Genomic DNA, 26635 nt, shown 5'->3' with positions numbered 1-26635 from the left:
TTTGTACCTTTCGGTATTAAATATAGCTCAATACGGTGCAATAAGCGCGGTATCAACTGACACTAATTATCTTGATTTGCTGATTACAAAACATTGTAACGAAGGGACACCATCACATGAGAACAAGCACTATATTCCGCACATTTATACTTACCAGCTTCACCGCGCTGGTATTAACCGCATGTGATAGTGAAACATCACCACAATCCCAAACTCAAAGTCGACCTGCACCCAAAGTCAGTGTGGCTAAGGTGATAAACGAACCTGTTACCGAATGGGACGAATTTACTGGCCGTTTAGAAGCGCCAGAACAAGTTACCTTGATCCCGCGGGTATCTGGTTACATCAATTCAGTGAATTTTGATGAAGGCAGTATCGTCAAAAAGGGCGCGGTTTTATTTCAAATCGACCCCAATGTGTTTACTGCTGAAGTACAGCGCTTAAAAGCGAAATTAAGCAGTGCCAAAATCGCTGAGCAGTTGGCTAAAAATGATTATCAGCGCGCGTTTAAACTGTATAACAAAAAAGCCGTATCAGAAGAGTTAATCGATACCCGTCAAGCCAATATGCATCAAACCACGGCAGAAGTGGCTTCGGTTAAAGCGGCGTTAATGAGTGCCGAGCTCGATCTGGCTTATACCCAAGTTAAAGCGCCTATTGCTGGGCGTGTTTCTTATGCCAATGTCACTATGGGTAACTATGTGACCGCGGGGAAAACAGAATTAACCAGTTTAGTGTCTACGGCGCATATGTACGCTTATTTCGATGTGGATGAGCAAACGTACCTTAGATATGCGCAATTAACGGCGCAGCATAAACGTAATGATCAACGTTCAGACCATAACCCGGTGTTTATGGCACTCGCCAATGAAAACAACTTTACCCATACTGGGGTGATTGATTTTGTTGATAATGCGATCAACCACACCACGGGTACGATCCGAGTCAGAGCGCGTTTTGCTAATCACGATAATGACTTGTTACCGGGCTTATTCACCCGCTTACGGATTGCCGGTAGTGCGACTTACGATGGTATTTTGGTTGATGATAAAGCCATTGGCACCGACTTAAACAACAAGTTTGTGTTAGTTGTCGATGCAGATAATAAATTGCAATATCGTGGCGTTGATTTGGGTGAAAAAGTCCAAGGCCTGCGCATCGTTAAACAAGGTTTATTTGCCGACGATAAGATAGTGGTGAATGGATTGCAAAAAGTACGTCCTAATATGGTCGTTACACCGAATATGGTGGATATGGCAACGCTAGATAATTTAGCGGCATTGCGCCACGAGCAAGCGGTATTAGAACAAGCGCGCGAATTAGTCATAACCCAAGTAACGAAATAAGTTGTTTGCGTTTTTCTAGTCAGTCCAACAGACAAGGTTGTTAACTATGTTTTCTCAGTTTTTTATTAAAAGACCCATTTTTGCAGCGGTGATCTCATTGCTGTTCTTTATCTCGGGGGCGATATCAGTGGGGTTAATGCCGATCACTGAATATCCCGAAGTCGTGCCGCCAACGGTTGTCGTATCAACAAGTTATCCGGGTGCGAATCCGAAAGTGATTGCTGAAACGGTGGCGTCACCTTTAGAACAAGCGATTAACGGTGTGGAAAACATGCTGTATATGTCTTCACAAGCGACCTCTGATGGCCAGTTAAAATTAACCATCACATTCGAGATCGGCACTGATGTTGATAAAGCGCAAAGCCAAGTGCAGAGCCGTGTTGATCGCGCCGTGCCGCGACTACCTGAAGATGTACAACGTTTAGGTGTTGTCACCGAAAAATCATCACCCGATTTAACCATGGTGGTGCATTTAACGGCGCCTGATAATCGTTATGACATGTTGTATTTATCTAACTATGCGGCGTTAAATGTACAAGATGAATTAGCCCGTATCGAAGGTGTTGGCGCAGTCAATTTGTTTGGTGCTGGTGAATACAGTTTACGTATTTGGCTCGATCCAAACAAAGTGGCGTCTTTGGGACTCGCGCCTGCGGATATTATTAAAGCGGTACGTGAACAGAATAAACAAGCGGCAGCGGGCAGCTTAGGTGCGCAGCCAAGTGGCGCAGATTTCCAATTACTGATCAATGTCAAAGGACGTTTAACTACTCAGCAAGAATTTGAAGATATTATCATTGCTGTTGGCGAGCAGGGCGAGATCACCCACTTAAAAGATGTGGCACGGGTTGAACTCGGTGCACAAACTTATGCCTTGCGTTCATTACTCGATAATAAAGAAGCCGTGGCGATGGGGGTATTTCAAGCATCCGGTTCTAATGCCATCCAAATATCTGATGATGTACGCTCAACCATGGCGCGTTTAGCGTTGAATTTCCCTGATGGGTTAGAATATTCAATTGTTTATGATCCGACGGTATTTGTGCGTGGTTCGATTGAAGCGGTAGTGAAAACCTTGTTTGAAGCAATATTGCTGGTGGTATTAGTGGTGGTGTTGTTTTTACAAACCTGGCGCGCCTCTATTATTCCCTTGGTTGCCGTACCTGTATCATTAGTCGGTACCTTTGCATTCATGTATATCATGGGCTTTTCATTAAACGCCTTGTCGTTATTTGGCTTGGTGTTAGCCATAGGTATCGTCGTCGATGACGCTATTGTGGTGGTCGAAAACGTTGAACGTAATATTGAAGACGGTCTTGATCCTGTCGCAGCCACTCAAAAAGCCATGCGCGAAGTGACCGGGCCGATTGTGGCAACAACATTAGTACTTGCGGCGGTATTTATTCCGACAGCATTTATGAGTGGTTTGACCGGGCAGTTCTATAAGCAGTTTGCCTTAACTATCACTATCTCGACCTTTATCTCGGCAATTAACTCACTGACATTAAGCCCAGCGTTATCGGCGTTATTGTTAAAAGGCCGAGATGAGCCGAAAGACAGATTAACCCGTGGTATGGATAAGTTATTCGGTGGTTGGTTGTTTACGCCCTTTAACCGTTTGTTTAATCGTGCCTCGATGCGCTATACCTGGCTGGTACGTAAAGTCATTCGTTTTGGTGGCATCATTGGTATTTTGTATTTCGGTTTAGTGGTATTAACGGGTGTACAGTTTTCACAAACGCCGACCGGTTATGTACCCGGACAAGACAAGCAATATTTGGTGGCGTTTGCGCAATTACCCGATGCGTCATCGCTAGATCGCACAGATGCGGTGATCCGTAGAATGTCCGATATTGCCCTCGATCATCCTGGGGTATTACATTCCGTGGCGTTTCCAGGATTAAGCATTAACGGTTTTACTAACAGTCCTAACTCGGGTGTGGTTTTTGTGACGCTGGATGAGTTTGAAAATAGAACCACGGCTGATTTGAGTGCGAATGCCATTGCCCAGCAACTGAATCAAAAATTTGCCGGAATCGAAGATGCCTTCATTGCCATTTTTCCACCACCACCGGTACAAGGACTTGGCACTATTGGCGGTTTCCGTTTGCAAATTCAGGACAAAGCCAATTTAGGTTATGAAGCCTTATATAAAGCCACGCAAGCCGTGCAATATAAAGCCTGGGCCACGCCTGAGCTAACGGGGGTATTTTCAAGTTATCAGGTTAATGTACCGCAACTTGATTTAGATATTGATCGTACTAAAGCCAAACAGCAGGGCGTTTCATTAGATCAGATCTTTCAAACCTTGCAAACCTACATGGGCTCGACGTATGTGAATGACTTTAACTTGTTTGGGCGCACTTATCAGGTGACCATGCAAGCAGATGAAGCGTTCCGCCAAACACCAGAGCAGGTTAGTCAGCTTAAAGTACCTAATCAACACGGCGATATGGTGCCGCTGGGTTCATTTATTAATATTACCCAGTCATCTGGTCCCGATCGAGTGATGCGCTATAACGGCTACACGACCGCCGAGATTAATGGTGGTCCGGCAGCGGGTGTCAGTAGTGGTCAAGCACAAGCGGCGATTGAAAAGATCCTTGATGAGACGTTACCGATTGGCATGAGCTACGAGTGGACTGAAATCACCTATCAGCAGATCCTCGCTGGTGATACCGGTATGTTGGTGTTCCCTTTGATTATCTTGTTAGTATTCTTGGTGTTAGCGGCGCAATATGAGAGCTTGAGTTTACCACTGGCGATCATCTTGATTATTCCGATGACCATACTGTCAGCGATCAGCGGGGTACTCATGTACGGCGGTGATAACAATATCTTCACGCAAATCGGCTTAATTGTATTGGTTGGTCTGGCCACTAAAAATGCCATCTTGATTGTCGAATTTGCTAAAGAAAAGCAGGATTCAGGCATGAATACCATGGATGCTATTTTAGAAGCGGCAAGGTTACGTTTACGTCCTATCTTGATGACATCGTTTGCCTTTATTATGGGGGTTGTACCTATGGTCTTGTCCACGGGCGCGGGCTCAGAGATGCGTCAAGCGATGGGTGTGGCAGTGTTCTCGGGTATGATCGGGGTCACTATCTTTGGTTTAATTCTAACGCCGCTATTCTATTATGCTTTAGCCAAACGTGGTGAAAAGAATAGTCTTGCTAATGCTAATGCTAATGCTAATGCTAATGCTAATGTGGAGAGTTAGAAGTTAGAAGTTAGAAGTTAGAAGTTAGAAGTTAAGAACTAAGCTCGGATTAGAGCTTAGCTTTAAATCAGTTAAATCAAAAGGCGATATCGTTGCTATATCGCCTTTTGGCTTAATCAGTATTAGAAAGCAAACCTTACCCCAATACCAGCAATTGAAGTGTCAATGTCGGTATCAAACATCAAGTACTCAGCATAAATATCAATAGTATCTAATATATCAACACTGGCCCCGATACCGCCGAAGAACTCTTCGCCATCAGCATCTTCTTTCGACCCATTGACTTCAATGTCAATCGAAGTCAATGCTACGCCCGCTTTGGCATAAATTTCAAAGAATGGCCCTATTGGCAGGTAACCAACAGCGGCGAGTGTGAAAGCTGAGGCATCGATATCATAATTGCTGCTCAGTACAGAGCCGCTATAGCCACCTAGGTCGTAATAACCTAATTCAGCAGAAACCATAAAAATATTCGAATCGATGAGGTTGTAACCGGCAAATACTGCCGGTACCACATCATCGTCATCGAAACTGCCTTGCTCGGCATTGGCTTGATAGGCGCCGGCACCAATATAAAAACCTTCGGCATAAGCTTGTGAAGGGGCTGTTATCGCCAAGACTGAAATGATGCTCGCTATAAATCGAGAATATTTATTCATGTTAGTATCTTCCTCATACATTGAAAATTAGTTTATTCCGTTAACAATGTCATTGAGTATAGTGTAAAACATTAAATGTGAGTCGTTAGGGTCTAAGCCTTTATTTTATAATGTGATCAGAGATAAATTATCGGGTCTCTACAGCAATGATATCAAGGCTGATGAACTGTTTCTGCCATTGCGAGGGGTCAATATCATCAAGTTTGAAAATGCGGCTATCACGCTGCTGAGTCTTGCGTAAATAGGTTTCTGGTAATCTATTTTGCGCCTGCCATACATTAAATTCGCGAGTTGTTATCTTGCTGCCATTATCGTCAAATAACGTTGCGGCAATCGTCACCTTGAGTACAGTTAATGGCGAGGTATTGTCAATACTGAAATCCAGTCCTAACTCTTCATCATCCCAGTGAGCAGATTTGAATGTAACCCGCACGCCTTGCGATACCGTGGTGGTCATTAATGCTGAGTTAGCCATTACTGCGGGTGTTAATTGCACTGTTAATGGTGCCGTTTCTACTTGATTATCCGACTCTGTCAAGAGTACATATTGCCAAGTGAAATCGTCATTCAGTACCACTTCAGTGCCGTCTTCAAGCATGGCTCGGGTGACTTCCGCGGCGGCGCAGTTGCCTGAAAAAACTAAGCTGAAGGCAATAATGTAGGCTTTGTTAAACATGGTAATACTTCCGATGGTCGATGGTGAACGTTCTAGTGGTTAATGTTGTAATGGTTAACTTGGTATAATAGCGCAGATAAGAATTGGCTAGTTTAGCAAGGCGCTATTATGCATGCTACTAGCTGGATTGTCTTAATTTGCTCTAGCTCACAGTTAAACTAATAAACATACTTATTTATGATTATATAGAGGAGCGTGTAAGCGGAGGTTTATTTTTCAATCTAGTATCAAGTAGTTGGTCAGTGGTTGATTTTATCAAAATATAACGATTTTTTGGTCATTAATACCAATAGTGAGTATCAATAATTTCGATTGGCATGGCATAGTTATTGCTTTGTTTTATAGCTTGTGGTGGTTTATTGACATGCTCGACGTGAATTTTAGCAATATGTTATATTTTCTATTTTTGTCGTAGACGACATAGTGTTGTTATCGTGTCAGCGTTAGTATCCGCACCCTAGAATTTATATTCATAGATGATGGTACCCACTTGTGGTTATTTATGATTATTTATAACTGATAATGGTCAATTATGACCCGTTATGGATAGTTATAATTCATGTGTGATGTTAGTGTGTTTTGAATGAAAATTCAGTGGTTGTATTCTTCACTGCCTCGTTACATCGAAGTAACGCAGTGAAAGTGTCATTTTATTATTGAGGTGTGTTAAGCAAATGAGCGATATTATAGGAACTGGTTCAAATACCAGTAAAGTTAACGATAAGGATGTTGAAGAGCTTAGCAAACATAGTCGGTTTTTACGTAAAATCGCCTGGTTAGTTGAGATCATCGTAGTATTTATCGGTCTTTGTATTTCGATATCATTAATGACAAGTGGTAATGATTTAACCAGTGCATTCACATTGGCAGCGCCTTTTGTGATGATCTCGCTGGTGGAATTAACCAAGATCCCGTTTGTGATCGGACTTTGGCATTCGCGTAAATCATTTCTTATGTATTTGTTGATCATTAGTTTCTTGTGTCTTATCACGTTTGAAACTTTACTCAATGGTTTTGAACGCGCATTTTCATCGATTAATCGTCAAATTAATCTCAGTGAAATTGAGATCAGCAAAATTGAAAATCAGATCAAAATCAATGAAGATAATATTGCCATTGCACTGCAAGACTATAATATTAAAACCCAACAAATTGACAGCGATACGACAACAGTTAATACAAACTATCAATCGCAATATGCTAATGAAGTTAGACGTAATAAGCGCTTATCAAAAGATATCCCGCAGTTAAGTCGCGCTCTAACAGCAAAGAAAGAGCAGTTAATTCAGCTTAAAATTGAAAAGTCAGAGCTGTTGCAAGAGCTGTCACTGAAGAAAGAACAACGCTTCAAATCATCGATGGAACGTACTCAAGGTAACGCAGATTTAGTACAAGCTGAACGTACCCGTTTATTAGCCCAGCTTGATAAACTTAATGCCGACAAGATTGTTGCGTTAGATGACTCGAATTTCTTTACTTCACCAGCAGTGAAAAAAGACTACGATGAAAAAATACGTCATGTTGAAACTCAGCTTAATAACATTAATAACAACACCATTATTGCTAAAGATAACAGCCCTGATTTAGAGTCTGTTCAATTCCTCGATGATTATTATACTGATTTACTCGGATTGAAAGATGACATGATCCAGCAGAAAAACGAAGAAGTGCAGCAACTTAGACGTAGCTATAAAAATGCAGTGAGTGCGAGTAATAGTAATTTAGCGGTTAAGCAAAGAAAACTAGCTCAGAATAAAACCACCGCGTTACGTAACTTAGAAATTAAGCGTGATCAAGCTGATGTTCAATTCTTAAGTGAGAAAGACTACATCAGAGAGATCAAGCAAAATAATATGACGTTACGTTATGATATTCGCGTGATCGAAATAGAAGCGAATACGATGGCCTTATCTAATCAGGTTTATCGCATGGCGTCTTATATTGATAATGTCGACCACTACAAAGAAGTTAAAACAGAAACCTTAACACTGGTTGGTTTGGTGTGGTTTGGTTCATTAGCCTTAATTGGTTCTATTACCGGTATTGCACTGACCTTGTCAGGTTTACACCTTAATAGCCTTGCTAAAAAACGTGAGCAAAAAGCGCGCGTCTATTTAACTGACGAAAGTTAACAGACCAAAGCTAACGCTGACGTTATTAATCTAAAAACCTGCCTTCGTGCAGGTTTTTTTATAACGTATTTTTATGATGTATTAATCAATGACCAATAGTCAGTAAAACGATAGACCAAGTCGCGATAGAATACAGCCGAATAACCATGTAAATCATAGGATAATGTTGTTTTTGTTATGGTTGTTTTGATTTGATTACCCATATAGAGGTTTATTTCACTTAATTTAGTAAATAACCGTAAATTCTCAACGATTTCCCTTATTTTATTCCATAATATTATTATGAGTTGAGGATATAAAAGGGAGTTTATATGAATCCAGCTATGCAATATAATGACGATATGATCCGGATAACAGTATTGTCGTTTATGGACCAAGAACCGCTTCTAGTTGATCTTGAGAATAATGACGACATTATGTTTCACACTATTAGTGTCGATGAGTGTGTAGAAGGCAGAACTGAACATGACGTTGAGCAAGAAAGTGATCTATCGTCACTTAATTTAGTGCAATCGGATTTGGTGGTCGTGGTGTATCAACAAGCGCACGTTGACTCTGTTGGTTATCGTTCGAGAAAGCAGATTATTGATGATAATTATATCGCCACTATTTGGCTTAATTTGGACGAGCTTAATAACTACCATCGTCTGGCGGCATTTCGTTTCATTAATCATATGGCAACGATGTTGAATCAAAATAACGTGCTGAAATTTAATATCAGTGACATCTCGTCATTAATATCAAATTCGAAGTCGTTACGATTTTTGGAAGCTGATTGTGAAGACTTAGCGATCGTCATTGCAGCAAACGACAGTAGCATGGGCGCGGATACCGTCAAGAGTATTATTCCTGATGCGGCGATAACGGATTCAGCAGCGATGATTATCGTTACCAAAGAGCCCATTTCAATTCGTAAAATCAATGCTGGATTTGATGTGATAAATCAGGTCTGTGAGCACAAGATACCTTGCTATTACGGTGTGCATATTTCACCTAAATATCGGGCTAAGCACACCTACTTGTATCTTGTTGGTGAGCGTTAACCCGCGAGATACTGCTGCAACTCGACACCAGGAATGGAGCTGGCGGTGGCAACTGCTATCGCCGCCCACTCCGAACCTGTTGTCATTGCTTGTGCTATATCCTGATTAGCCAGTAACCCATGCATTAATCCCGACGCGAACGCATCGCCAGCCCCTGTTGTATCAACGACACTTGCAGCCACTGCCGTAACTGCAATAGCCTTGTGTTGACTATAGGCAACCGCACCATGTTCACCATCGGTAATAATAAAATAACGTAACTGCTCACCACTAATCTGTTGGCCATATTTCCAGATGGCTTGATGAGCGTTCGTGTCTACCCCATGATTGTGCATATCCGATTTGGACGAAATCAACACATGGCAAGGACGGGAGCGATTATCTTTGGCTAATTGCGCGACCACTAAAGTAGAACCAAGTGCGATTTGCGCCCATTGTTCACTGCCGACGGCGGAAGAATTAATGTATAGCGCCTGCCATTGCTTGAAGTCGGGCGCTGGACCTAAGGTAAAAACCGGGCGCTGTGGCCGAATAATAGTGCGTTCACCATCGGGTGTCATTACTAATAATAATTCTGGTGTATCGAGATCATTTCGTTGGAGCAAACTACAGTCTAGCCCTTGAATACTGGCTTCTGCTAATAACCAGTCGGCGGTCTTATCATTACCCACTTGACTCACTAACGCCACTCTGTGACCTGCATAAATCAACCCTAACCCGGTATTGGCACCGCCACCACCTAAGCGTCGGCCATTATCAGCATAATAATGGCGGCCACCGGTTGCTAACTGTCTATCTAGTTGTAACACCCGATCGCAATTTAGATTCGCAAGTAAGAGGATATTTGACATCGTTGTTGGCCTTAAAAGTAGGTAGATGATAATTATCTCTTAATTGCCTAGGAAAGGAAATAACGGCACGCTGACAAGCGATTAAATTGAGCGATATGGCACACTTTTGCGGTAATTTAAACCCAAGGTTAGGCTATGTCTCACCACACCGTATCACCTCAATACGGATCGCCATGGGTACTGATTGATAACCACGATATGTGAGAGTGTAATATATGTAAGTCCGTAGATCACAAATGTGCATACTAAAGGTGATTTAATAAATGTTAATTTAAAGTGACGGTGATACACTCATTATTCATGCTTTAGCATTAGTTTATTTGATTTTGACAGGGCCGTTAAATGACAATGAAAAGGACTTTTATGTTTACCTCGATTCGAGCCAAGTTAAATTTGCTGATGGGCATTTTTATATTCTGTTTGTTGTTTTCTATTTATGAAGGCTCCCGCCTTATTGATTCTGGTAAAACTGCAGTTGATCAGCAAGCAAATATTTACCGTCATGCCAGTACCCTTATTCTTAACGCAGACCGTGATGCGTATCAAGCCTATTCCGCGTTTCAGCAATACATTATCGATGGTGACGTTAATGCGTTTACTGTGATCAACACTAATTTAGATCAAATTAAAACGCGATACGCTAAATATGTTGAACTGGATCCGACACACGAAAATTACAATATATTGTCGCTGATGGCAGGGTGGCGGCAATTAACCAAAGACTATGCCGCTAGTCTGGACGATGAAGACAAAATCATCATTCACTGGGCGATCACTCAAGAGTTTCAAGTATTAAGAACGCGTCTGAACCAAGAGTTCGACCAGATTAATGCGAAATCAGAACAAGCCGTTAACGATTTTCATGTGCATCTATTTAAAGCCTTCACTTGGTTATTAACTGTCTTTAGCATTTTGTTGATATCTATTTTTTGTATTTACGCCTTAATTAAACGCAGTATTATTGCCCGCCTTAATGACTTAAACCGTAATATTGGTTTTATTGCCGCTGGTGATCATGATAAGCGAGTTGCGAACAATATTAATGATGAAATGAGTGATTCTTTTAGTCATTTAGCGGCGCTGCAATCCGAGTTAAAACAAAATATTGCCACTATCACCCAAGAAAAAGATAACGCCAATAAAGCGAATAAGGCCAAGAGTACATTTTTGGCCAATATGTCACATGAAATACGCACGCCACTCAACGGTATTATAGGTATGGCTGAGATCTTAAAAGACTCACAGTTATCGCCAATCCAAAAAGATTACCTGATGACGATTGATTCATCCTCGCAAACCTTGTTGATGTTGATTAACGATGTACTCGATTTGTCAAAGATAGAGTCGGGTAATTTGGCTATTTCGCCGCACACATCCAACGTTAAAGAAGTATTGTTTGATACTGCGTCATTAATCGCAGCCAAGGCACAAGCTAAAAATATTGAACTCGATATTCAAATTGACCCCGAGTTGCCAGCGTTCGTGACCTTGGATGAGCATAAGTTACGGCAAGTGCTGATGAACTTGGCGTCTAATGCTGTTAAGTTTACAGCCGCAGGTAAAATCACGCTGGCATTACAGTCTAAAGCCCTAGATGCTGACAATATGGCCTTATCGTTCTCGGTCAAAGATACCGGTATCGGTATTGATTCAGGTAAGCATGGCAAAATATTTGAAGCGTTTCAGCAAGAAGACAATGACACCACGCGAAATTTTGGTGGCACCGGTTTAGGCCTTTCTATTAGCGCTAAGATTGTCAGTTTGATGGGCGGCAATATAGCCATAACGTCGGTTAAAGGCGAGGGCAGTGATTTCTACTTTACCATCGCAGTCGGCATCGAAAAGGAGCAACCGAAGCAAGTTATATCAGCTCATCAAGCTATTATAATTAATCCTGAAGATACCCAATTCTTACAATTTGAATTGGGTAAATTGGGCATTGAGTCTACCGAGTGTGCTGACGTTAATTGTGTGGCGGCAAGTGTGAAAGCTAACTCCATTATTATTTATAACCAGCAAGAAACCGAACTGGCGAAAATAGAATTGCAAACCTTGCGTCAAAAAGTAGGGAAAACGCCAATATTAGTAGCGCGCAGTAATCACAGTGAGCAATTTAATTATGCACATTTAGTCGATGGATATATTACTAAACCACTGTTCGGATTACGGTTAATTAATATGATCCATGATCTTAATTTAAATGTGGCTGTTGACACTGATGAGATAGCGGCAAAGGTTAACCGTGCTATTTTGTTAGTGGAAGATAATTTAATTAATCAGAAGGTCGCATCAATTAACATTAACCAACTCGGACTTGATGTGATAGTGGCTAAGAATGGCCAAGAAGCAATTGATATGTATGCTGAAAGTCATCAACATATTAACTTAGTATTGATGGATTGTATGATGCCAGTGATGGATGGCTTTGATGCCACAATTGGTATTCGTGAATATGAAGAGAGTTATGCTTTGTCGCGTATTCCTATTATCGCGCTAACCGCGAGTATTTTAGAAGATGACATTCAACGCTGCTTCGATTCAGGTATGGATGATTATTTACCTAAGCCCTTTAAGAAAGAGATATTTAGAGAGAAGATCAACAAGTATAGCCGATAAAATTCCGACCTAAATAGGTAACTTAAAGGTGCCGGGTTAAGCATGCTCACAGGGTGTAACTTGTTGTTTTGTTTCTGGTGATATCCTCGTTGTGGTTAACTGATATTGGTTTATCGGGCTGTTACACATTTCCGAGGCGTTACAAACCTTATTGCGGCCTTCTGACTTCGCTTGATAGAGTGCTTTGTCTGCAGCGTTAATGACGTCATGAATCGATTCCATAGTCAGTGACGCTTGAACTATACCGATGGAAGCTGTTAGTTGAAGAGTTTGATCTTTATGGTGAATTTTCATTTTTGCTATGGTATTTCGGAACCGTTCTGCAATGATTAAGCTTTGTTTGGTATCAGTATTAGGTAGTATTATCGAAAATTCGTCACCACCGATTCGCGCAAATAAATCCCTCTTTCGCAGTTTTCCCTTGATATTATGGGCAAATTCCTTGAGTGCGGTATCGCCTGCGGCATGACCAAAGTTATCGTTAATAGACTTAAAATTGTCGATATCGATGAGTATTAACGTCAGTGGTTGGTGTCCGATTTGAGCATTGTGAAACTCTATTTCTGCCATTTCGTAGAAATTATGGCGATTGCTGATCGTGGTGAGTTCGTCAGTTGATGCTCGTTTATGTAGCTCTTTGGATAATGCTTCTAATTGCATTTCAGCTTGTTTTTTTTCAGTTATATCGGTACTGCTAAAATACAGGATATCGCCACTAACGACTTGCTCTGTAATCAAATACCAGCGACCATCCTGAGTGTCAGTTTCGAAACTGCGAAATGGCACACTGCGTCTTTTATCAGCGGCGGTTGCTAGCCATTTTTCGACGTTATCCGCTTCAATATTAATCCCAGCAGAACGATTGAAGCATTGCTTGATTAGTTCACCAAAGGTTTTGTTTAATGCCTGTGCAGCGGTGCTATCAAATAGCTTCGCCATACTTTCATTGCAATATATGACGGTGTCATTGGCATCAAAGACCGCAACACCGTCATTGGTTAATGACAAAGCACTGAATATAATATCTTGTACTTTTTTTGTCGGAAGAGTCAACATCCATGTACTCCAAGCTGATGTTTTTAAAAATCAATAAAGATTAATTTTTTGAATAAATACAAACTGTCATTGCTGACAATTATAGTGGCCACACTAAAAATGGCCGACTTTTAGTGTGATTATGCGATCTACGCCCCAATTAGAGTTACTACTTAAGGAATATTTCTTGTCAATTACCAGTTATGACTCATGAGTTGGTAGTTATGTCCATTTGTTGCTAATCGTTAATAATATCGATGCATTGATTAGCATGGCTGGTGACTAAAAAGTGACTCGCGCCTGGTATGGTATATTGCTTGTTGTGGGGTAATTCACGACTTAGGTGGTGAACAATGGCTTGTGCAACCGGGTTTGATGCCGAGCCACACACCAATTTTGTGGGTATGCTTAAGGTGTTAAGCGCTGCGCGCTGGTGATAGGTATTTGCGCACAGGGTCCAATGACGGTTATTATTTTCGGTTAATAACACCATTGCTTCTTTGATGAAATCGGGCAGGGGGTTAAATGCGCCTTCGCCACCCCAGAAATCGATTACCTGTCCACATACGTAAGGTTCGTTATTAGAGATACCCTGACGATAACCTTGAATGAATTTACTCACCTGAGTGGTCATTTTTTTATCGCCCACCGATTCAAAAACCCACGTTGAAACTGGTTCAAACAGGGTTAGTTCTCGTATATTTACCGATCCTTTCAGGGCTAACGCAAGTGCGACGACGCCTCCAAACGAATGGCCGATAAGATGAATAGCTTGGTTGGATTGGGCGGGCTGCTCGCACAGTTCAGCAATGACAGATTCAATGATATTCAGTTCAGTCTCTATGTTTGGTGCGGTAAAATCATCAGGATCTGGCGTGCCACAGTGACCGGGTAACTTAATCGAAATGCAATGATGTGTACTGGCGAGTTGCTGGACTATCTTCTTCCATGTCGATGTGGTCGCGTAAGAACCGTGAATAAACACAATCGGACTGCCGCTACCTTGTTGTTCATAATAGCAAGGTGCAGTGTTATTGACGTTAGCGGCGTTGGTTTGATTGTTCTCGTGCTTGCTGTTATTACTCATAAGACGTCCTGTCGACAGAAATAGCTCTTATTTAAGTTTAGCAAATTATGCAGTGAAATTGAGTTAAAAAAATACCGCAGACTGGCTGCGGTATTGTTATGTCGATCGTTATGTCGATCGATTATTGATGTAGACCGATGGTTTATGCCTGTGACTTGACGTCAGCCGACAGTGACAAACGCCGAGTCAAACGTTTAGGCTTAACGTATTACTTTTTATTTTGTAAATCTAAGCTGTAGATAGCAAAACCAAGTTTATCTTCTTTCATAAACTGCATCGGGTATTGGCCTTTGTCCTTGATGAACTGTGCGGCTTTTTCACCTGGTGCGGTTTCAAACGTGATAGTCAGTTTCTTATCGCTTTGTAATGGCGTGAAGTACCAGTTGTTATCGGCACTTGGTGTTACTTGGCCTTTTTCTTTACTTACGCGACTGATGTAGTCAGCAAGTACAGTACGGTTTTCATCGGGTGATGCAAATGCCACAAACGCTTCACCGGTACCCGCAAATTTAGCACTGTAAGCACGGTAGTTATTTGTTGCTACGAGGAACGGCTGCGCAGGATCTACTGGTTTACCTTTAAAGGTTAAATCAGTAATACGGTTTGAGTCCGGATTGATTAGCTTACAGTCACCGTTATAACGTGCAGGTTGCGATAAATCGATACCGTATTTAACCCCGTCAATCACGTCGTAGTTGTAGGTACGGAATTCATCCCAGTTAATGAGACCTTGTGGTGCCGTGCTGTTTAGGTCGATTTGATTAAACTGACCAGCAGAGCATTCCAGCCATTCTTTTACTTCTTTACCCGTTACTTTCATTGCCACTAGGGTATTTGGGTAAAGGTAAAGATCGGCAGCGTTACGGAAGGTTAACTGACCAGATTCAACTTCAGTAAAGTTGGTTGGATCGTTACCACGGCCGCCAGCTTTAAACGGTGCTGCAGCTGAAAGTACTGGAATGCCGTCTAAATCAGGATCACCTTGGATAAAGCGTTCAACGTAATCTGTTTGCGCCAAGTTAACAATTTGAATGGTTGGATCGTCTTGTACTAGCGCAAGGAAGCTGTACATCACATCACTTGCTTTACCGATAGGTTGGTTCACAAAGTTACGTGTTGCTTTGTGGTCAGCTGCTACTGCCGCTACCATTTTTTCATCTGCGGCAACTAATGGCTTTTTCGTGAACTTGTCAAAAATTGGACGCGCTTCAGTCTGGGCGTTGGTTACTTTCCAAGTATCACCTTGCTTGTCTAACACCAGATCCATGATACCCACATGATCACCCCAGCGACCAGGCATAACTGCTGGAATACCGTTGATTGTGCCTTTTTCTATATCAACACCCGGTAGTTTAGAGAAGCTAGCACTTGGGAATACAGCATGGGAATGACCAAACGCAATTGCATCAATACCCGGTACTTGTGTTAGGTAGTAGACTGAGTTTTCAGCCATTACTTTATACGGGTCAGCGGATACACCTGAATGCGGGATAGCCAGAATGATATCTGCGCCTTCAGCTTTCATTTGCGGAACAAATTTTTCTGCTGTTTGTTTGATGTCTAAGGCTTCAACTTTGCCTTCTAGGTTTTTCTTATCCCAGATTAAGATTTGTGGTGGTACAAAACCGATGTAACCAATTTTAACTTGGTGCTCAACGCCGTCAGTATCGGTAAAGGTATTGGTTTTGATGATGTACGGGGTAAACATGTTCTTACCGGTCTTAAGATCGATAACGTTAGCGTTAATATACGGGAAGTTAGCGTCATTTGTCGCTTCTTGTAAGAAGTCTAAGCCGTAGTTAAATTCATGGTTACCTAAATTACCGACTTCATAACCAAGCTGATTCATGGCTTTGTAAACTGGGTGTACATCACCAGGTTGTAGGCCTTTATCTGCCATGTAGTCGCCCATTGGACTACCTTGCAGTAAATCACCGTTATCAACCAGTACACTATTTTCTACTTCAGCACGAGCTTCTCTTACCAATGTTGCAGTACGAACTAGGCCAGTTTTTTCGGTTGGTTTGTTTTTGTAATAGTCATAATCCATTACGTTGGTATGAATATCCGTCGTTTCTAGAATACGTAATTTGATGGTTTCGGCATAAGCAGGTCCGGCCATAGTAAGTAGCCCACCGAGTACTGCGATAGCGACTGGTTTGATAGATAACGACATGAATTTCTCCAAGTTAAATAGAAGTAGATACAGAAAACGCCAAGGTAGCATAAGTTGGCTACTCTTGGCGTTAAATTAAGGCTAATGCATTGCTTTATTTGAGATATTTAGTGCATTTGATTATTTATGTATCAACGTCAGAATAATCAACGCAACAGTGGTGTTATCAGCAGTGTGCACTCATCGTATCTAGTTTGCTGGCACGTGATTAAGCATTGAGAACATCACCGCTGCAATTTTGTCTTTACGTGCTTGCTGCGATAGCCCAACTTTAGCAATGCCTTGGGCTAGTACCTGCCACTCGGTTTGAAAAGTCTGCGGGTTATAAAAGGCGATAAGGGCACTGCCTTTTTGAAATTTATCAGGGTCGAGATGACTCATTGATAAACCAAGATTTGAACCTACCTTGTTAAAAATCTGATCATCAGAGAGTTCAGATTCTACGGCTAAGCCATAACCAATAAGAAAGTCAGCTTGTTGTACATTATAGGTGAAGATATAGCCTTTATCCTGCATTATCTTGGTGATGGCATTTTCAGTATAGTCAGTCAATAAGGCGCTATTGCTGTCTGCGGGCAGGAATGTTTTACCGCGTCCTGGATACCAAGCAAAGGTTAATTTTTGTTGGCCGAATTGAGTGAGATCGCCAGTCTCTACTTTGGTCAATTGATTGATCTTGTTGTAGCCACTCGTGATCGGGTATTCAGCCGTGGTACAGCCGACGAGTAATATAGCCACAAGCAATGGCATGGTTAGCTTTATCATCATACTCTCCTTTGATAGTCCGTTATCAATGTGTATAGATCTATGTGTCTACCTATCTATAGTGTCTAGGTTTCTATTAAACACTTTACCATTGCTATGCGATCATTTATGCGATTTTTACAATTTCTAGTATTTCTACTACGTTTTACTATTTTTTGAACTCTCGATCCATTTTAAATGAAAATGAGATCACGTAGTTTTCCATTTTCTGTAGATCTTGGTCGATATCGTCGAGTTCAGCGGTAATGTTTTCGAGTATTTTCTCGGCTGAATGGCCTTGCTGCCACGATTTAGTCTTCATCGAATGGTTAGCATAGGTACTGTTTTGTTGTTGCTTTTGGATGGGCATTTTTTCTAATAGCAGGCAAGCGATGATATAAATGAGGATCGCCAGAAAGAAACCGGTAAATAAGAATAAGGATACAAATAACAGTCGAACCAACCAAACTTCCGCGCCAAGGGCTGTCGCTAACCCAGCACATACACCACCGAGTTTGCCATTTTGAGTGTCTCGATATAGCTGTTTGTTGATCATCTATCTCTCCATTTCGGCGACTCTTCATCTAAGATCAGTTCGAGTGAGATAATACGATCTTGTAGCTTTTCCGTGCGTTCAATTAGCGAGTGCAGGTTTTCTTGATCTTTTTCTGATAGTCCTTGATTAGTTTGGCGCTTACTACGGTAATGTAAAATCAGCCACAGTGGTGCGACTATGATTAAAAAAATGCTGAGAGGTACTTCAATTAAATCCATGTGATCCCTTTTGCGCACAGATAGCGGTAAATTAACGATGCGGTAATGCTTAATTAATTATGGTTTATTACCGTATTTTATACATATATATACGATTTGTATTGTTTAAAACCCTTGTTCTTATAATTAATTATGCCAGAAATTATTTAAGTCTATATAGACTTGCTGGTATATTTAAGGAATTTTATGATGAGGTATAAAAATATTTACTGTTTCTCTTTTAGCTGTAATGTCACTTAATGCACAGGCTGGAGAATGATCATTAAAAACTGTAAGTGAATGGACAAAAACTGAGATTTATACTGTGGTAGATGAGGCTCTGTTCCCCAAATTATTGCTATTAGCGAGGTGGTTGATTTAATCGATTACTGACTAAACTTGCCACCATAATGGCCAAGTAAAAACTGCCTAAAATAGCTTCAATAAAAACAAAGAACCTCGGTATGGGTAACGCAGGGGAAATATCCCCATAACCCACTGTTGTTAACGTGATAAAACTGAAATAAACCACTTCAAACATATTGTCAAACCAAGGTTTAGCCTCGATACCGTTAAATGCCTGTGGGAAAAGTTCTATCTGGATTAGATAAATAATTGACCATGAGACTCCAATCAGTAGATAAACACATATCGAACCAATAATCTGATTTTTACTGACGTACTCACTTAACATTACTTGTTTTAACGCAGCGAAGGTATGAGAGAGTAGAAAAACTAGCAAGGAGAATAATGTCACTAGAGAAAAGTCATATTCATCTAAAAAGCTAATACTACCTGATATTGCGGCGAGGCTAAGTAAAAAAACATACCAATTTCGATAGAAATAGGGCTTGTGCTTAACGCCAGCAATCGAAACAGCCAAACAAATAATAATCAAGGCCAGAATAGTTCTCTGACCACCATTGAAAAGCTGTTGTAACATGGCACTGGTGAACAATAGCCCTAATAATGCCACCAGTAAAAAGTAGAAATTGTCATCTTTAGATACTTGTTTCATCATGATTTTTCTTTTTCTTTTTCTTTATCTTTGGTTTCATTTTCTAACCAAACTGTGAATAACTGATACGTGAGACTTAATATCACAGCACCGACAAATAAACCGATAATACCTGACATTACCATACCGCCAAGCGCACCCAGTAAAATAACCAGTATGGGTGTATCTGATCCACGGCCTAATAACATAGGTTTAAGCACAGCGTCGCTCGCACTCACCAGAATACACCATATTAAAAATAGTACGGCAGTTGTGGTCGTGTCTACTGTGAATGCATAAATGATAGCGGGCAGTAATGCGAGGATGGGTGGAAGTTGAATGATCGCCACGATCAATATTAGAAACATCCATAGCGCAACCCCTGGGATACCTGCAATTGCAATACCTACCCCAGCTAAAATGGACTGGATAACCGCGACACCGATAACGCCTTGCACAACCCCCCTAACCGTTGTTTTCGATATCGTGGTTAGCTCTTTACCCTGTTTGCCGCCAGTTAAACGACTTGCGACGAGTATGAAGGCTCGTTCACATTTTTCAGCATGAACCATGAAAGCGCCAGCGATGACGGTTGAGATAATAAATTGAATAAAGCTGCCTCCTAGGCTACCGATAAATGAGGCCATTTTACTTATTGTGCTTTTCACTTCGTCACTGTAGTTGGTTAGCATGCTTTCTAAATTTGATGACGCTTGTAGCGTAAAGCCATATACTTTTTCACCAACGATAGGCCAATCTTTGATACTGATATTTGGCGTTGGGATCACTATCGTCCCATCCTGAACGCCTGTGACTAATGCAGAACCACCAGTATACAGTCCTGTTGAGAGCGCTATTAGCGGCATGAATAGTAGTAATACACCGATTACTGAAAGTGCAGTACTGGCTTTAGCCTTACTTATTCCAAACTTGTTATTTGCCCAAGTCACGATCGGATATAATGCTGTTGCGATAATCCCGCCCCAGACCACCATAAGGAAAAATGGCTGTAAAATAGCATAACACCAATATATGAGTAGCGAGATTGCTGCTATTTTTATATATACGTCAATTGCTTGAGTTGAAAAGTTACTATTATTTGTCATGGACATTCCTTGTAGTTATATCAAGACTAGGGCTATATTTGTAAAAACTTCCAGTTTCTTGTTTCTAAGAAGAAAGATACAAAGATCATGTAACCTGCAACTAAAAATAGCTGGAAGATACGTATAAACATATTATTATCGATATCACCTCCGCTCATCAGCGTGCTGCCTAGCAATACTAATACGGTACTAAAAGCTGTGGCATAAATAGGTGCTTTTTCAGGATTAGTATAAATCTGTGTGGCAATCACAATGGCGACTAATGACATAGATAAAGTATAAAATAATACATTTGGTACGAGTGACAGCATGGCGAAAATACCAATCGCTAAGACGCCGCCAATGCTATTACTGATAATGAGGAAAGTACTTAATTTTACTGATTTTTCACCCGTGATCATTAATGACAGTAAGGCAATGAACATCATTGTAAATAGTGCCTCAGTTATCTGAAAGGTAAAGAAAAAGCAGACGATAGGAAAGGATATTAGCATAGCTCGAAAAGCCGCATACCAGCGTTTCTGGGTTGTTAACGGCGATAATTGGTAGCCTTTAAAGTGAGCTTGTTGTTCAGGAAAGTAAATATGCACGAAGGCAAAAATAGCCACTGCTACCACACCGGAACCCGCTAATCCTGTGGCTAAAAATATAGATATACCAGGATTTGAAATTGCCATAAAAGGTAATAATAAGATTGCAATGATAAGAATTGTTGCAAAGAGATTCCATTTTGGATCGGTAAATAAGTAGTAGCCCCACAACATCATTAAACCAATTAACACTAACATGGGTAGTGGGTAGTGGGTGATCCCATTCGATAAGAGTAACCCTAAGGCGATGGTTGCCACCATTGCCATCATCAATTCATAGATAGTTTCTTTATTTAACTCGGCCTTATCAACCAAAAACTTGGCGACAAAGACGGGTGAGACAAATGCTAAAGGCCAATTGAACAATGCAGCAAGTAATACCGCGAGGCCAACACCGACGGTATAGCGGATGATTCTAACTTGAACTTGTTTATTGTCGATCACGCTATTGTCTAAGATGTCTTTGTCGAGCATATTATCGGACATAAGACATCACGCTGACAAAGCGGATCCAGAGCTTACCAAGCATATTAAATATGGGATTATCATCACTGTAAACAATGACATCGACTTGGCCTCCTATACGTATTAAACCACTTGCCTGCGCTTGATCGAATTCGATTGAAATAGGGAGCATTTGCGTTTGCCGTAGCCAGCCTGTTTGCTTGTAGGCTTGAGCTAGTTTTCCGGCTTGCGGATCTTGTCCCCAGTCGACGCCCCAATCGACACTGGTTACTTTGCCTTTAATGACTTTACCTGGCGCAAAATCTAACGCCACTTCGACCTCATCGCCAGCTTCAATATTACCTAAACTGTTTTCACTGAAATAGGCTTCAATCCAAATTTTTTCAGTCGAGACGAATGTCATTAATGGTTGGCCTGCAGATGCAAAAAAACCCTCTGAAAGACTGAAGTTGGAGACTGCACCTATCGTTGGCGCCTTAATGCTGGTACGTTCTAGATTGATTTGAGCCTGTTCAAGCGCGAGTATCGCCGCCTTTATTTTACTGTTTTCTTCGCCATCTAGACCTAGTTGTGATTCAGATTTTTTGAGTTCAGCTTCAAAATTAGTCACGTTGGCTCGCGCTGTGGCTAAAGTGGCACGAGCTTGATCTGCATCGGACTGAGACATAATGCCGCGTTTAGCCATCGCTAGAATACGGTTAGTTTGTAATTTGGCATTTTCAAGTTCAACATTCGCGCTGGTTAAACGTGCTTGTGACGATGCGATCACTGCTGTTTGAGCGCCTACATCTTGTCCTGCGATCATTAAATTTTGTTCTGCTTGCTTGACGGCGATCTCAAAATCGCTTGGATTCAACTTAGCCAGCACATCACCGGCTTGTACCTCTTGATTAGGACGGACTAAAATATCGATAACCTGACCGGAGACTTGCGGCTTAATCGGTACAACGTAACCTTTTACGCGAGCACTGTCTGTAGAGGGAATAATACGGTCTGCAACAATACTAAAAACCAGCATGCACGAAACTGCAATTAGCAAATAATTGGTAAGTTTACGCACTTTGTTGTGCGTTCTCTTTTCACTTCTTTCTATGGCGTTTGGTGTTTCTATGTCGTTGTCTTCAGGCATGAGGGTTCCTAATGATGACTTATGCTTATGCTAGTGGCTGGTTGATTTAGGATTTGTTTTGAGTCCAAGACTAAGCTGTAATATTATTATAGTCTATATTATACGCTTGGTTTTCATGGTGTTATAATTATGCAGTGAAGAGGTGTTACGTGGGATTTATCATCGTATTTACTGTGGGTTATATCGTAATAAAGGCAAATAAAAAGCACTTTAGTTTAAGTGCTTTTTATTGTTTTAAGTAGGTCATCATCTCAGGTTTACTAAGGTGGTTTATCCGATTACGAATCCAGATCTAACTCATCATAGCTGTTATCAATATCTTCTAGTGTCGATAATTCATCCACAAAGTAATCACGACTCGGCTGCTTTGCATGTCGCTTAGTTATTGAATTGTTTGATGTATTTTGGTAAGTGATTTTATGGCTATATTTGCGCCAGCAGCGGGCGAAGTCAGAGGTTAATTCGAATTCACCATCAAGTTCGGCGAGAAAGAAGTGTTCATCAGCAGTGGCGGGTAAGATCTCGCCTTCTTGCAGTCGTAGCATTGTTAAACCGTAATGTTCTAATAACTGTGATTCATCTACATTAAATGCATTTTGTTGTTGAAAACCAAGTGGAAAATGCACTTCATCTAAAAATATACCCATGCTTCTCATATCGATTACCTTGCGTTAAATAAACTGTGTCATAACTATGATTACGGTGAAACAAGCATGATTAGCCGTGTTTATTTCTATACTGAATTATCAGGCTGTCACCGCAATGCCGTCTTCAATCTTTATCATTTTTAACTACAGACTTAGCTGGACTCTAAATTAACGGTAGATGTTGACAGTTTAATGACAATGCTAAATTTTTTTGTAATCCGACGTCACAAATTTACCTTTCGATGTCCTATTCTCGTGCTATTTTTTTCTAGTTATCAATCAATTTTATTCATCGTCACGACAAAAAGAACTCATTTGCCAAACCTTACCTCAAAGCGTTTAATCGCATTCTTTCGCGACTAAAAAGGGATAGGCGGAAATGACATTTACTCAACGACTACGTCAGAATTTAAATCTTTGGTTTTGTTCGATTAAAGTGTTACGACCTTATAAACAGCAATCGACTCCCGGTGCTGTTTTATTAGGTGTGGCAGCGGATGGTCGATTCCCGAGTAATGTCGTTGCGGATAACAGTGTCGTTAATCTGCTATCACAACCTGGGGGCTTAGAAAGTATTGCTCGACGTGTTATGCATACTGCATTCACCAAAACTAATATTCCGGTTTATAACGCGGGCATGCTCGATGATATCGACGGTTTTGATGATTTGGATGTCGATGATATTCAACTGGAACAATACCTAAAAGTGCTGGTGTATTTAATGGCTGGTCATTTCCCTATTACGGTAGGCAGTGCAGATTCCATTTCAATCGCGAACTATCAAGCGTTATCGGCGCATTTATACCAACAGCAGTACCACCAACATCAACACAACAGGTGGTATGGCAGTGAGTATGTAGCGGGTAATAACAAAATAGGCATTATTAATTTTGACCCTAACTTTGAGTTGCGATTAACACCGTCACCTAAGCTAGATTCGGCATTCAATGCCGTGAATCAATATTGCTTAGAGACATTTAGAATTTTTAATTATTTAGGATTAGGCATTTGTAAACGAACAAACACTGAAGATACCTTTGAGTATGCAAAACAGCTTGGTTGTGATTGGCTATTGGATAAACACATGAGCATAAGTCATCGTGAATTAATTCAAGAAACATTAGAACGATTCATTGAGCAAGTAGACCATATCCATTTAAGTGTCGATTTAGCCGTTATATATCAGCAAGTATTACAGTCGAAAAATAGTCATTTACATTCCAGTCAGACGCAGGGCATTACCCTCGAGATACTGACTTTTGCTTTAACGATTATTGCACGCAGTGGCAAATTGAAAATGCTCGATGTTGTCACGCTTAATCCCGATCTGGAATACAGCCATAAAACTGCTGCTTATGTATCGTCGATTATCTGCCCGGTATTACAACACCTGAAGGTATCGAGTTAATTTAGAACATAGTTGGCTGTTAGTGATAATTAATCGCTAACCGTTATTAAAAGTTAAATAGAGAAAGTTAAAATGAAAATAGCCATTTTATCGCAAGGCCCAACGTTATACTCAACACGCCGCATTGTGGAAACTTGTTTAAACCATGGCCATGAGCCTGTGGTGATTGATGTATTACGTTGTTATATGAATATTAACGATACCAAACCCTCGATCCACTTTGATGGTGAAAACTTAGAGGGCTTTGATGCGGTGATCCCGCGTATTGGTACCGAAGTCAGTTTTTACGGTTGCGCGGTATTACGCCAGTTTGAAATGATGGGGGTATTTACCATTAATCCGTCGTTGGCCATTACCTGCTCACGGGATAAATTACAATCGTTGCAGCTGCTCAGCCAGAAAAATATTGGTATGCCAGTGACTGGATTTGCCAATTCACCAACCGATATTCCTGATGTGATTAGTTTGGTGGGCGGCGCGCCTTTAGTCATTAAATTGTTAGAAGGTACCCAGGGTATTGGTGTGGTGCTAGCAGAAACCAATCAGGCTGCTGAGAGTGTGTTAGAAGCGTTTATGGGCATGAAAGCGAACATACTGGTGCAAGAATATATTAAGGAATCGAAAGGCGCCGATATTCGCTGTTTTGTGATTGGTGACGAAGTGGTTGCTGCCATGAAACGCCAAGCGCCAGAAGGCGAATTTAGATCGAACCTGCATCGTGGTGGGCATGCGTGTCAGATTGACATCACCGCTGAAGAGCGTGCTACCGCTATTGCTGCCACACAAGTGATGGGGTTGAAAGTTGCGGGTGTTGATTTGTTACGCTCTGAGCGTGGGCCGTTGATTATGGAAGTAAACTCTTCACCTGGGTTGGAAGGTATTGAGCATACAACAGATATCGATATTGCTAAGTTAATGATTACGTATATTGAAGAGAATGTTGAAGATAGTGTTGAAGGTAATATCGAAGAGAGCCTTGAAGATAACGTGGCAAAGTAACTGAAGAAGAATGTAGATCCGGTATAACTGGGCTATTGATTATTAAATCGGTAATCGACTTTAGACTTTCTGTAAGCTGTAAGCGTTAGTCATTATATAGATAATATCCACCGTCATTGTTATGGTGGATATTACCGTTCACTGCGCGGTTCCTGTCATAAGTCGAATGTTAAACTCCCGTATTCATCATCATCTTCTTCGGTATTTATATTCAAACCTGAATCATCACGCATTGTTGTTGGTCGTTTTGTTTTTGCTCGGCTGGTGGCATTATTATCGAAACGTGTGACCTTGGTGTTGTACTTACGCCAGCAACGAGCAAAGTGCGAGGTGATGGGAAATTCACCATCTAACTCTGCCAAGAAATAGTATTCAGCAGCGGTTAACGGTAGCAAATTGCCTTCTTGTAATTGACGCATGGTTAAACCAAAACTTTCTAGCGTGGAGATTTCTTCTGGACTGAAGGTATTATCTGCATTTAAACCAAAAGGAAAATGTAATTCATCTAAGAATACACCCATATTTCTCATGTTCTTGACCTCATCATTTTTTTGCAGATAATCGTTTAGTTTTTACGACTTGTACAACAAAAAAATTTGCTGCTGACGATGAATAGATTGATTTATGTTTTTGCCTGAGAAGGTGTAGTATTTGTATCTGGTGTGGTGCGTCAACACCTTCTTATTAAGGAATAGCAAGTGGCTAAATTAGATCTTAAATTTAAAAAAAAACCAGTCTTTAGATTTGATGATGACAATGAAGTAGGTGTTGAAGTACGTAAGCAAGAGCAGCGTTCACGCCGCAACTTACGTAAAGCGAGAAAAGAAATGGATGATGATGATTTTATCCATTAGTACTAGACAGGTTAAGTGAAATAAATCAGCGCCTTAGTAGTTTGAACCCCTGCTAAAGCGCTTTTTTTTCAGCATTAATATTATTTTTAACGATTAACG

23 protein-coding genes are annotated in these 26635 nt (G+C 40.9%); 8 read left to right on the top strand and 15 right to left on the bottom strand.

Going from position 1 to position 26635, the window contains the following annotated elements; translation table 11 throughout:
• Positions 1-116 precede the first annotated feature (116 nt).
• Both CXF93_RS14215 and CXF93_RS14210 read left to right on the top strand, forming a co-directional pair.
• Positions 117-1346 carry an efflux RND transporter periplasmic adaptor subunit gene (locus CXF93_RS14215; protein ID WP_101063135.1) on the top strand — a complete coding sequence of 410 codons (1230 nt, stop codon included), beginning with the start codon at positions 117-119 and terminating at the stop codon, positions 1344-1346.
• A 46-nt stretch (positions 1347-1392) separates the two neighbouring features.
• A complete protein-coding gene (locus CXF93_RS14210; protein WP_101063134.1) occupies positions 1393-4569 on the top strand; it encodes an efflux RND transporter permease subunit in 3177 nt (1058 codons plus the stop codon).
• Positions 4570-4691: 122 nt separating this feature from the next.
• On the opposite strand, the gene CXF93_RS14205 is transcribed toward CXF93_RS14210, so the two are convergent.
• Complete coding sequence (locus CXF93_RS14205; RefSeq protein ID WP_101063133.1) at positions 4692-5228, bottom strand: porin family protein; 537 nt, start codon at positions 5226-5228, stop codon at positions 4692-4694.
• A gap of 127 nt (positions 5229-5355) precedes the next feature.
• Positions 5356-5904, bottom strand: coding sequence for a DUF3157 family protein (locus CXF93_RS14200; RefSeq protein WP_101063132.1), 549 nt, complete (start codon positions 5902-5904; stop codon positions 5356-5358).
• A gap of 674 nt (positions 5905-6578) precedes the next feature.
• On the opposite strand from CXF93_RS14200, the gene CXF93_RS14195 reads away from it, so the two are divergent.
• Together CXF93_RS14195 and CXF93_RS14190 are read left to right on the top strand one after the other, a co-directional pair.
• The gene (locus tag CXF93_RS14195; RefSeq protein WP_101063131.1) at positions 6579-8036 is read left to right on the top strand and encodes a hypothetical protein; all 1458 of its coding nucleotides are present in this window, start codon (positions 6579-6581) and stop codon (positions 8034-8036) included.
• A gap of 311 nt (positions 8037-8347) precedes the next feature.
• Positions 8348-9079: a hypothetical protein gene (locus tag CXF93_RS14190; protein WP_101063130.1), complete on the top strand. Its 732-nt coding sequence runs from the start codon at positions 8348-8350 to the stop codon at positions 9077-9079.
• Here CXF93_RS14190 and CXF93_RS14185 read toward each other — a convergent pair.
• Positions 9076-9930: a PfkB family carbohydrate kinase gene (locus tag CXF93_RS14185; RefSeq protein WP_101063129.1), complete on the bottom strand. Its 855-nt coding sequence runs from the start codon at positions 9928-9930 to the stop codon at positions 9076-9078. The two genes, CXF93_RS14190 and CXF93_RS14185, sit on opposite strands and share 4 nt — an antisense overlap.
• Before the next feature lie 363 nt (positions 9931-10293).
• On the opposite strand from CXF93_RS14185, the gene CXF93_RS14180 reads away from it, so the two are divergent.
• Entirely contained in the window at positions 10294-12546 is a 2253-nt protein-coding gene (locus CXF93_RS14180; protein WP_101063128.1) for an ATP-binding protein, read from the top strand.
• A 36-nt stretch (positions 12547-12582) separates the two neighbouring features.
• Here CXF93_RS14180 and CXF93_RS14175 read toward each other — a convergent pair whose 3' ends face one another.
• The 11 genes from CXF93_RS14175 to maoP (CXF93_RS14125) form a co-directional block, all read right to left on the bottom strand.
• On the bottom strand, positions 12583-13602 hold the full coding sequence (locus tag CXF93_RS14175; protein WP_101063127.1) for a sensor domain-containing diguanylate cyclase: 1020 nt from the start codon (positions 13600-13602) through the stop codon (positions 12583-12585).
• Between the two features lie 217 nt (positions 13603-13819).
• Positions 13820-14668 (bottom strand): alpha/beta fold hydrolase, encoded by an 849-nt coding sequence (locus CXF93_RS14170; protein WP_101063126.1) that lies wholly within the window; start codon positions 14666-14668, stop codon positions 13820-13822.
• 208 nt (positions 14669-14876) lie between these two features.
• Positions 14877-16844, bottom strand: a complete 1968-nt coding sequence (locus CXF93_RS14165) for a bifunctional 2',3'-cyclic-nucleotide 2'-phosphodiesterase/3'-nucleotidase (protein ID WP_101063125.1) — start codon at positions 16842-16844, stop codon at positions 14877-14879.
• A gap of 189 nt (positions 16845-17033) precedes the next feature.
• The gene (locus CXF93_RS14160; protein WP_232784221.1) at positions 17034-17612 is read right to left on the bottom strand and encodes a DUF4136 domain-containing protein; all 579 of its coding nucleotides are present in this window, start codon (positions 17610-17612) and stop codon (positions 17034-17036) included.
• A 145-nt stretch (positions 17613-17757) separates the two neighbouring features.
• On the bottom strand, positions 17758-18144 hold the full coding sequence (pspC, locus tag CXF93_RS14155; RefSeq protein WP_101063123.1) for an envelope stress response membrane protein PspC: 387 nt from the start codon (positions 18142-18144) through the stop codon (positions 17758-17760).
• Complete coding sequence (gene pspB, locus CXF93_RS14150; RefSeq protein ID WP_101063122.1) at positions 18141-18362, bottom strand: envelope stress response membrane protein PspB; 222 nt, start codon at positions 18360-18362, stop codon at positions 18141-18143. Before pspB ends, pspC begins: the two co-directional genes overlap by 4 nt.
• A 340-nt stretch (positions 18363-18702) precedes the next feature.
• Positions 18703-19362, bottom strand: a complete 660-nt coding sequence (locus CXF93_RS14145; protein WP_232784220.1) for a potassium channel family protein — start codon at positions 19360-19362, stop codon at positions 18703-18705.
• Entirely contained in the window at positions 19359-20444 is a 1086-nt protein-coding gene (locus CXF93_RS14140; protein WP_101063120.1) for an AI-2E family transporter, read from the bottom strand. Before CXF93_RS14140 ends, CXF93_RS14145 begins: the two co-directional genes overlap by 4 nt.
• Before the next feature lie 32 nt (positions 20445-20476).
• Positions 20477-21520, bottom strand: coding sequence for a DUF2955 domain-containing protein (locus CXF93_RS14135; protein ID WP_232784219.1), 1044 nt, complete (start codon positions 21518-21520; stop codon positions 20477-20479).
• Positions 21510-22628 carry an HlyD family secretion protein gene (locus CXF93_RS14130; protein ID WP_101063119.1) on the bottom strand — a complete coding sequence of 373 codons (1119 nt, stop codon included), beginning with the start codon at positions 22626-22628 and terminating at the stop codon, positions 21510-21512. The genes CXF93_RS14135 and CXF93_RS14130 overlap by 11 nt, the downstream gene beginning before the upstream one ends.
• 278 nt (positions 22629-22906) lie before the next feature.
• Positions 22907-23284 carry a DUF413 domain-containing protein gene (gene maoP / locus CXF93_RS14125; RefSeq protein WP_101063118.1) on the bottom strand — a complete coding sequence of 126 codons (378 nt, stop codon included), beginning with the start codon at positions 23282-23284 and terminating at the stop codon, positions 22907-22909.
• A 370-nt stretch (positions 23285-23654) separates the two neighbouring features.
• On the opposite strand from maoP (CXF93_RS14125), the gene CXF93_RS14120 reads away from it, so the two are divergent.
• Both CXF93_RS14120 and rimK read left to right on the top strand, forming a co-directional pair.
• On the top strand, positions 23655-24683 hold the full coding sequence (locus CXF93_RS14120) for an arginase family protein (RefSeq protein WP_101063117.1): 1029 nt from the start codon (positions 23655-23657) through the stop codon (positions 24681-24683).
• 72 nt (positions 24684-24755) lie between these two features.
• Positions 24756-25682: a 30S ribosomal protein S6--L-glutamate ligase gene (rimK, locus tag CXF93_RS14115; protein ID WP_101063116.1), complete on the top strand. Its 927-nt coding sequence runs from the start codon at positions 24756-24758 to the stop codon at positions 25680-25682.
• Between the two features lie 155 nt (positions 25683-25837).
• Here the strand turns inward: rimK and maoP (CXF93_RS14110) are convergent, their stop codons facing one another.
• Positions 25838-26212, bottom strand: a complete 375-nt coding sequence (maoP, locus tag CXF93_RS14110) for a DUF413 domain-containing protein (RefSeq protein ID WP_101063115.1) — start codon at positions 26210-26212, stop codon at positions 25838-25840.
• Positions 26213-26380: 168 nt separating this feature from the next.
• On the opposite strand from maoP (CXF93_RS14110), the gene CXF93_RS22135 reads away from it, so the two are divergent.
• On the top strand, positions 26381-26536 hold the full coding sequence (locus CXF93_RS22135; RefSeq protein ID WP_198551662.1) for a hypothetical protein: 156 nt from the start codon (positions 26381-26383) through the stop codon (positions 26534-26536).
• Positions 26537-26635: the final 99 nt, after the last annotated feature.

Source organism: Moritella sp. Urea-trap-13 (assembly GCF_002836355.1).
Lineage (GTDB): Bacteria > Pseudomonadota > Gammaproteobacteria > Enterobacterales > Moritellaceae > Moritella.
The sequence above is the reverse complement of the archived record's forward strand: the minus strand, read 5'-3'. Positions and strand labels throughout refer to the sequence as shown.

What these genes read in the sequence shown, in the direction of transcription:
- CXF93_RS14215 (WP_101063135.1), top strand. Translation starts at nt 117, where the DNA reads ATGAGAACAAGCACTATATTCCGCACATTTATACTTACCAGCTTCACC.
- CXF93_RS14210 (WP_101063134.1), top strand. Translation starts at nt 1,393, where the DNA reads ATGTTTTCTCAGTTTTTTATTAAAAGACCCATTTTTGCAGCGGTGATC.
- CXF93_RS14205 (WP_101063133.1), bottom strand. Translation starts at nt 5,228, where the DNA reads ATGAATAAATATTCTCGATTTATAGCGAGCATCATTTCAGTCTTGGCG.
- CXF93_RS14200 (WP_101063132.1), bottom strand. Translation starts at nt 5,904, where the DNA reads ATGTTTAACAAAGCCTACATTATTGCCTTCAGCTTAGTTTTTTCAGGC.
- CXF93_RS14195 (WP_101063131.1), top strand. Translation starts at nt 6,579, where the DNA reads ATGAGCGATATTATAGGAACTGGTTCAAATACCAGTAAAGTTAACGAT.
- CXF93_RS14190 (WP_101063130.1), top strand. Translation starts at nt 8,348, where the DNA reads ATGAATCCAGCTATGCAATATAATGACGATATGATCCGGATAACAGTA.
- CXF93_RS14185 (WP_101063129.1), bottom strand. Translation starts at nt 9,930, where the DNA reads ATGTCAAATATCCTCTTACTTGCGAATCTAAATTGCGATCGGGTGTTA.
- CXF93_RS14180 (WP_101063128.1), top strand. Translation starts at nt 10,294, where the DNA reads ATGTTTACCTCGATTCGAGCCAAGTTAAATTTGCTGATGGGCATTTTT.
- CXF93_RS14175 (WP_101063127.1), bottom strand. Translation starts at nt 13,602, where the DNA reads ATGTTGACTCTTCCGACAAAAAAAGTACAAGATATTATATTCAGTGCT.
- CXF93_RS14170 (WP_101063126.1), bottom strand. Translation starts at nt 14,668, where the DNA reads ATGAGTAATAACAGCAAGCACGAGAACAATCAAACCAACGCCGCTAAC.
- CXF93_RS14165 (WP_101063125.1), bottom strand. Translation starts at nt 16,844, where the DNA reads ATGTCGTTATCTATCAAACCAGTCGCTATCGCAGTACTCGGTGGGCTA.
- CXF93_RS14160 (WP_232784221.1), bottom strand. Translation starts at nt 17,612, where the DNA reads ATGATGATAAAGCTAACCATGCCATTGCTTGTGGCTATATTACTCGTC.
- pspC (WP_101063123.1), bottom strand. Translation starts at nt 18,144, where the DNA reads ATGATCAACAAACAGCTATATCGAGACACTCAAAATGGCAAACTCGGT.
- pspB (WP_101063122.1), bottom strand. Translation starts at nt 18,362, where the DNA reads ATGGATTTAATTGAAGTACCTCTCAGCATTTTTTTAATCATAGTCGCA.
- CXF93_RS14145 (WP_232784220.1), bottom strand. Translation starts at nt 19,362, where the DNA reads ATGATGAAACAAGTATCTAAAGATGACAATTTCTACTTTTTACTGGTG.
- CXF93_RS14140 (WP_101063120.1), bottom strand. Translation starts at nt 20,444, where the DNA reads ATGACAAATAATAGTAACTTTTCAACTCAAGCAATTGACGTATATATA.
- CXF93_RS14135 (WP_232784219.1), bottom strand. Translation starts at nt 21,520, where the DNA reads ATGTCCGATAATATGCTCGACAAAGACATCTTAGACAATAGCGTGATC.
- CXF93_RS14130 (WP_101063119.1), bottom strand. Translation starts at nt 22,628, where the DNA reads ATGCCTGAAGACAACGACATAGAAACACCAAACGCCATAGAAAGAAGT.
- maoP (WP_101063118.1), bottom strand. Translation starts at nt 23,284, where the DNA reads ATGAGAAGCATGGGTATATTTTTAGATGAAGTGCATTTTCCACTTGGT.
- CXF93_RS14120 (WP_101063117.1), top strand. Translation starts at nt 23,655, where the DNA reads ATGACATTTACTCAACGACTACGTCAGAATTTAAATCTTTGGTTTTGT.
- rimK (WP_101063116.1), top strand. Translation starts at nt 24,756, where the DNA reads ATGAAAATAGCCATTTTATCGCAAGGCCCAACGTTATACTCAACACGC.
- maoP (WP_101063115.1), bottom strand. Translation starts at nt 26,212, where the DNA reads ATGAGAAATATGGGTGTATTCTTAGATGAATTACATTTTCCTTTTGGT.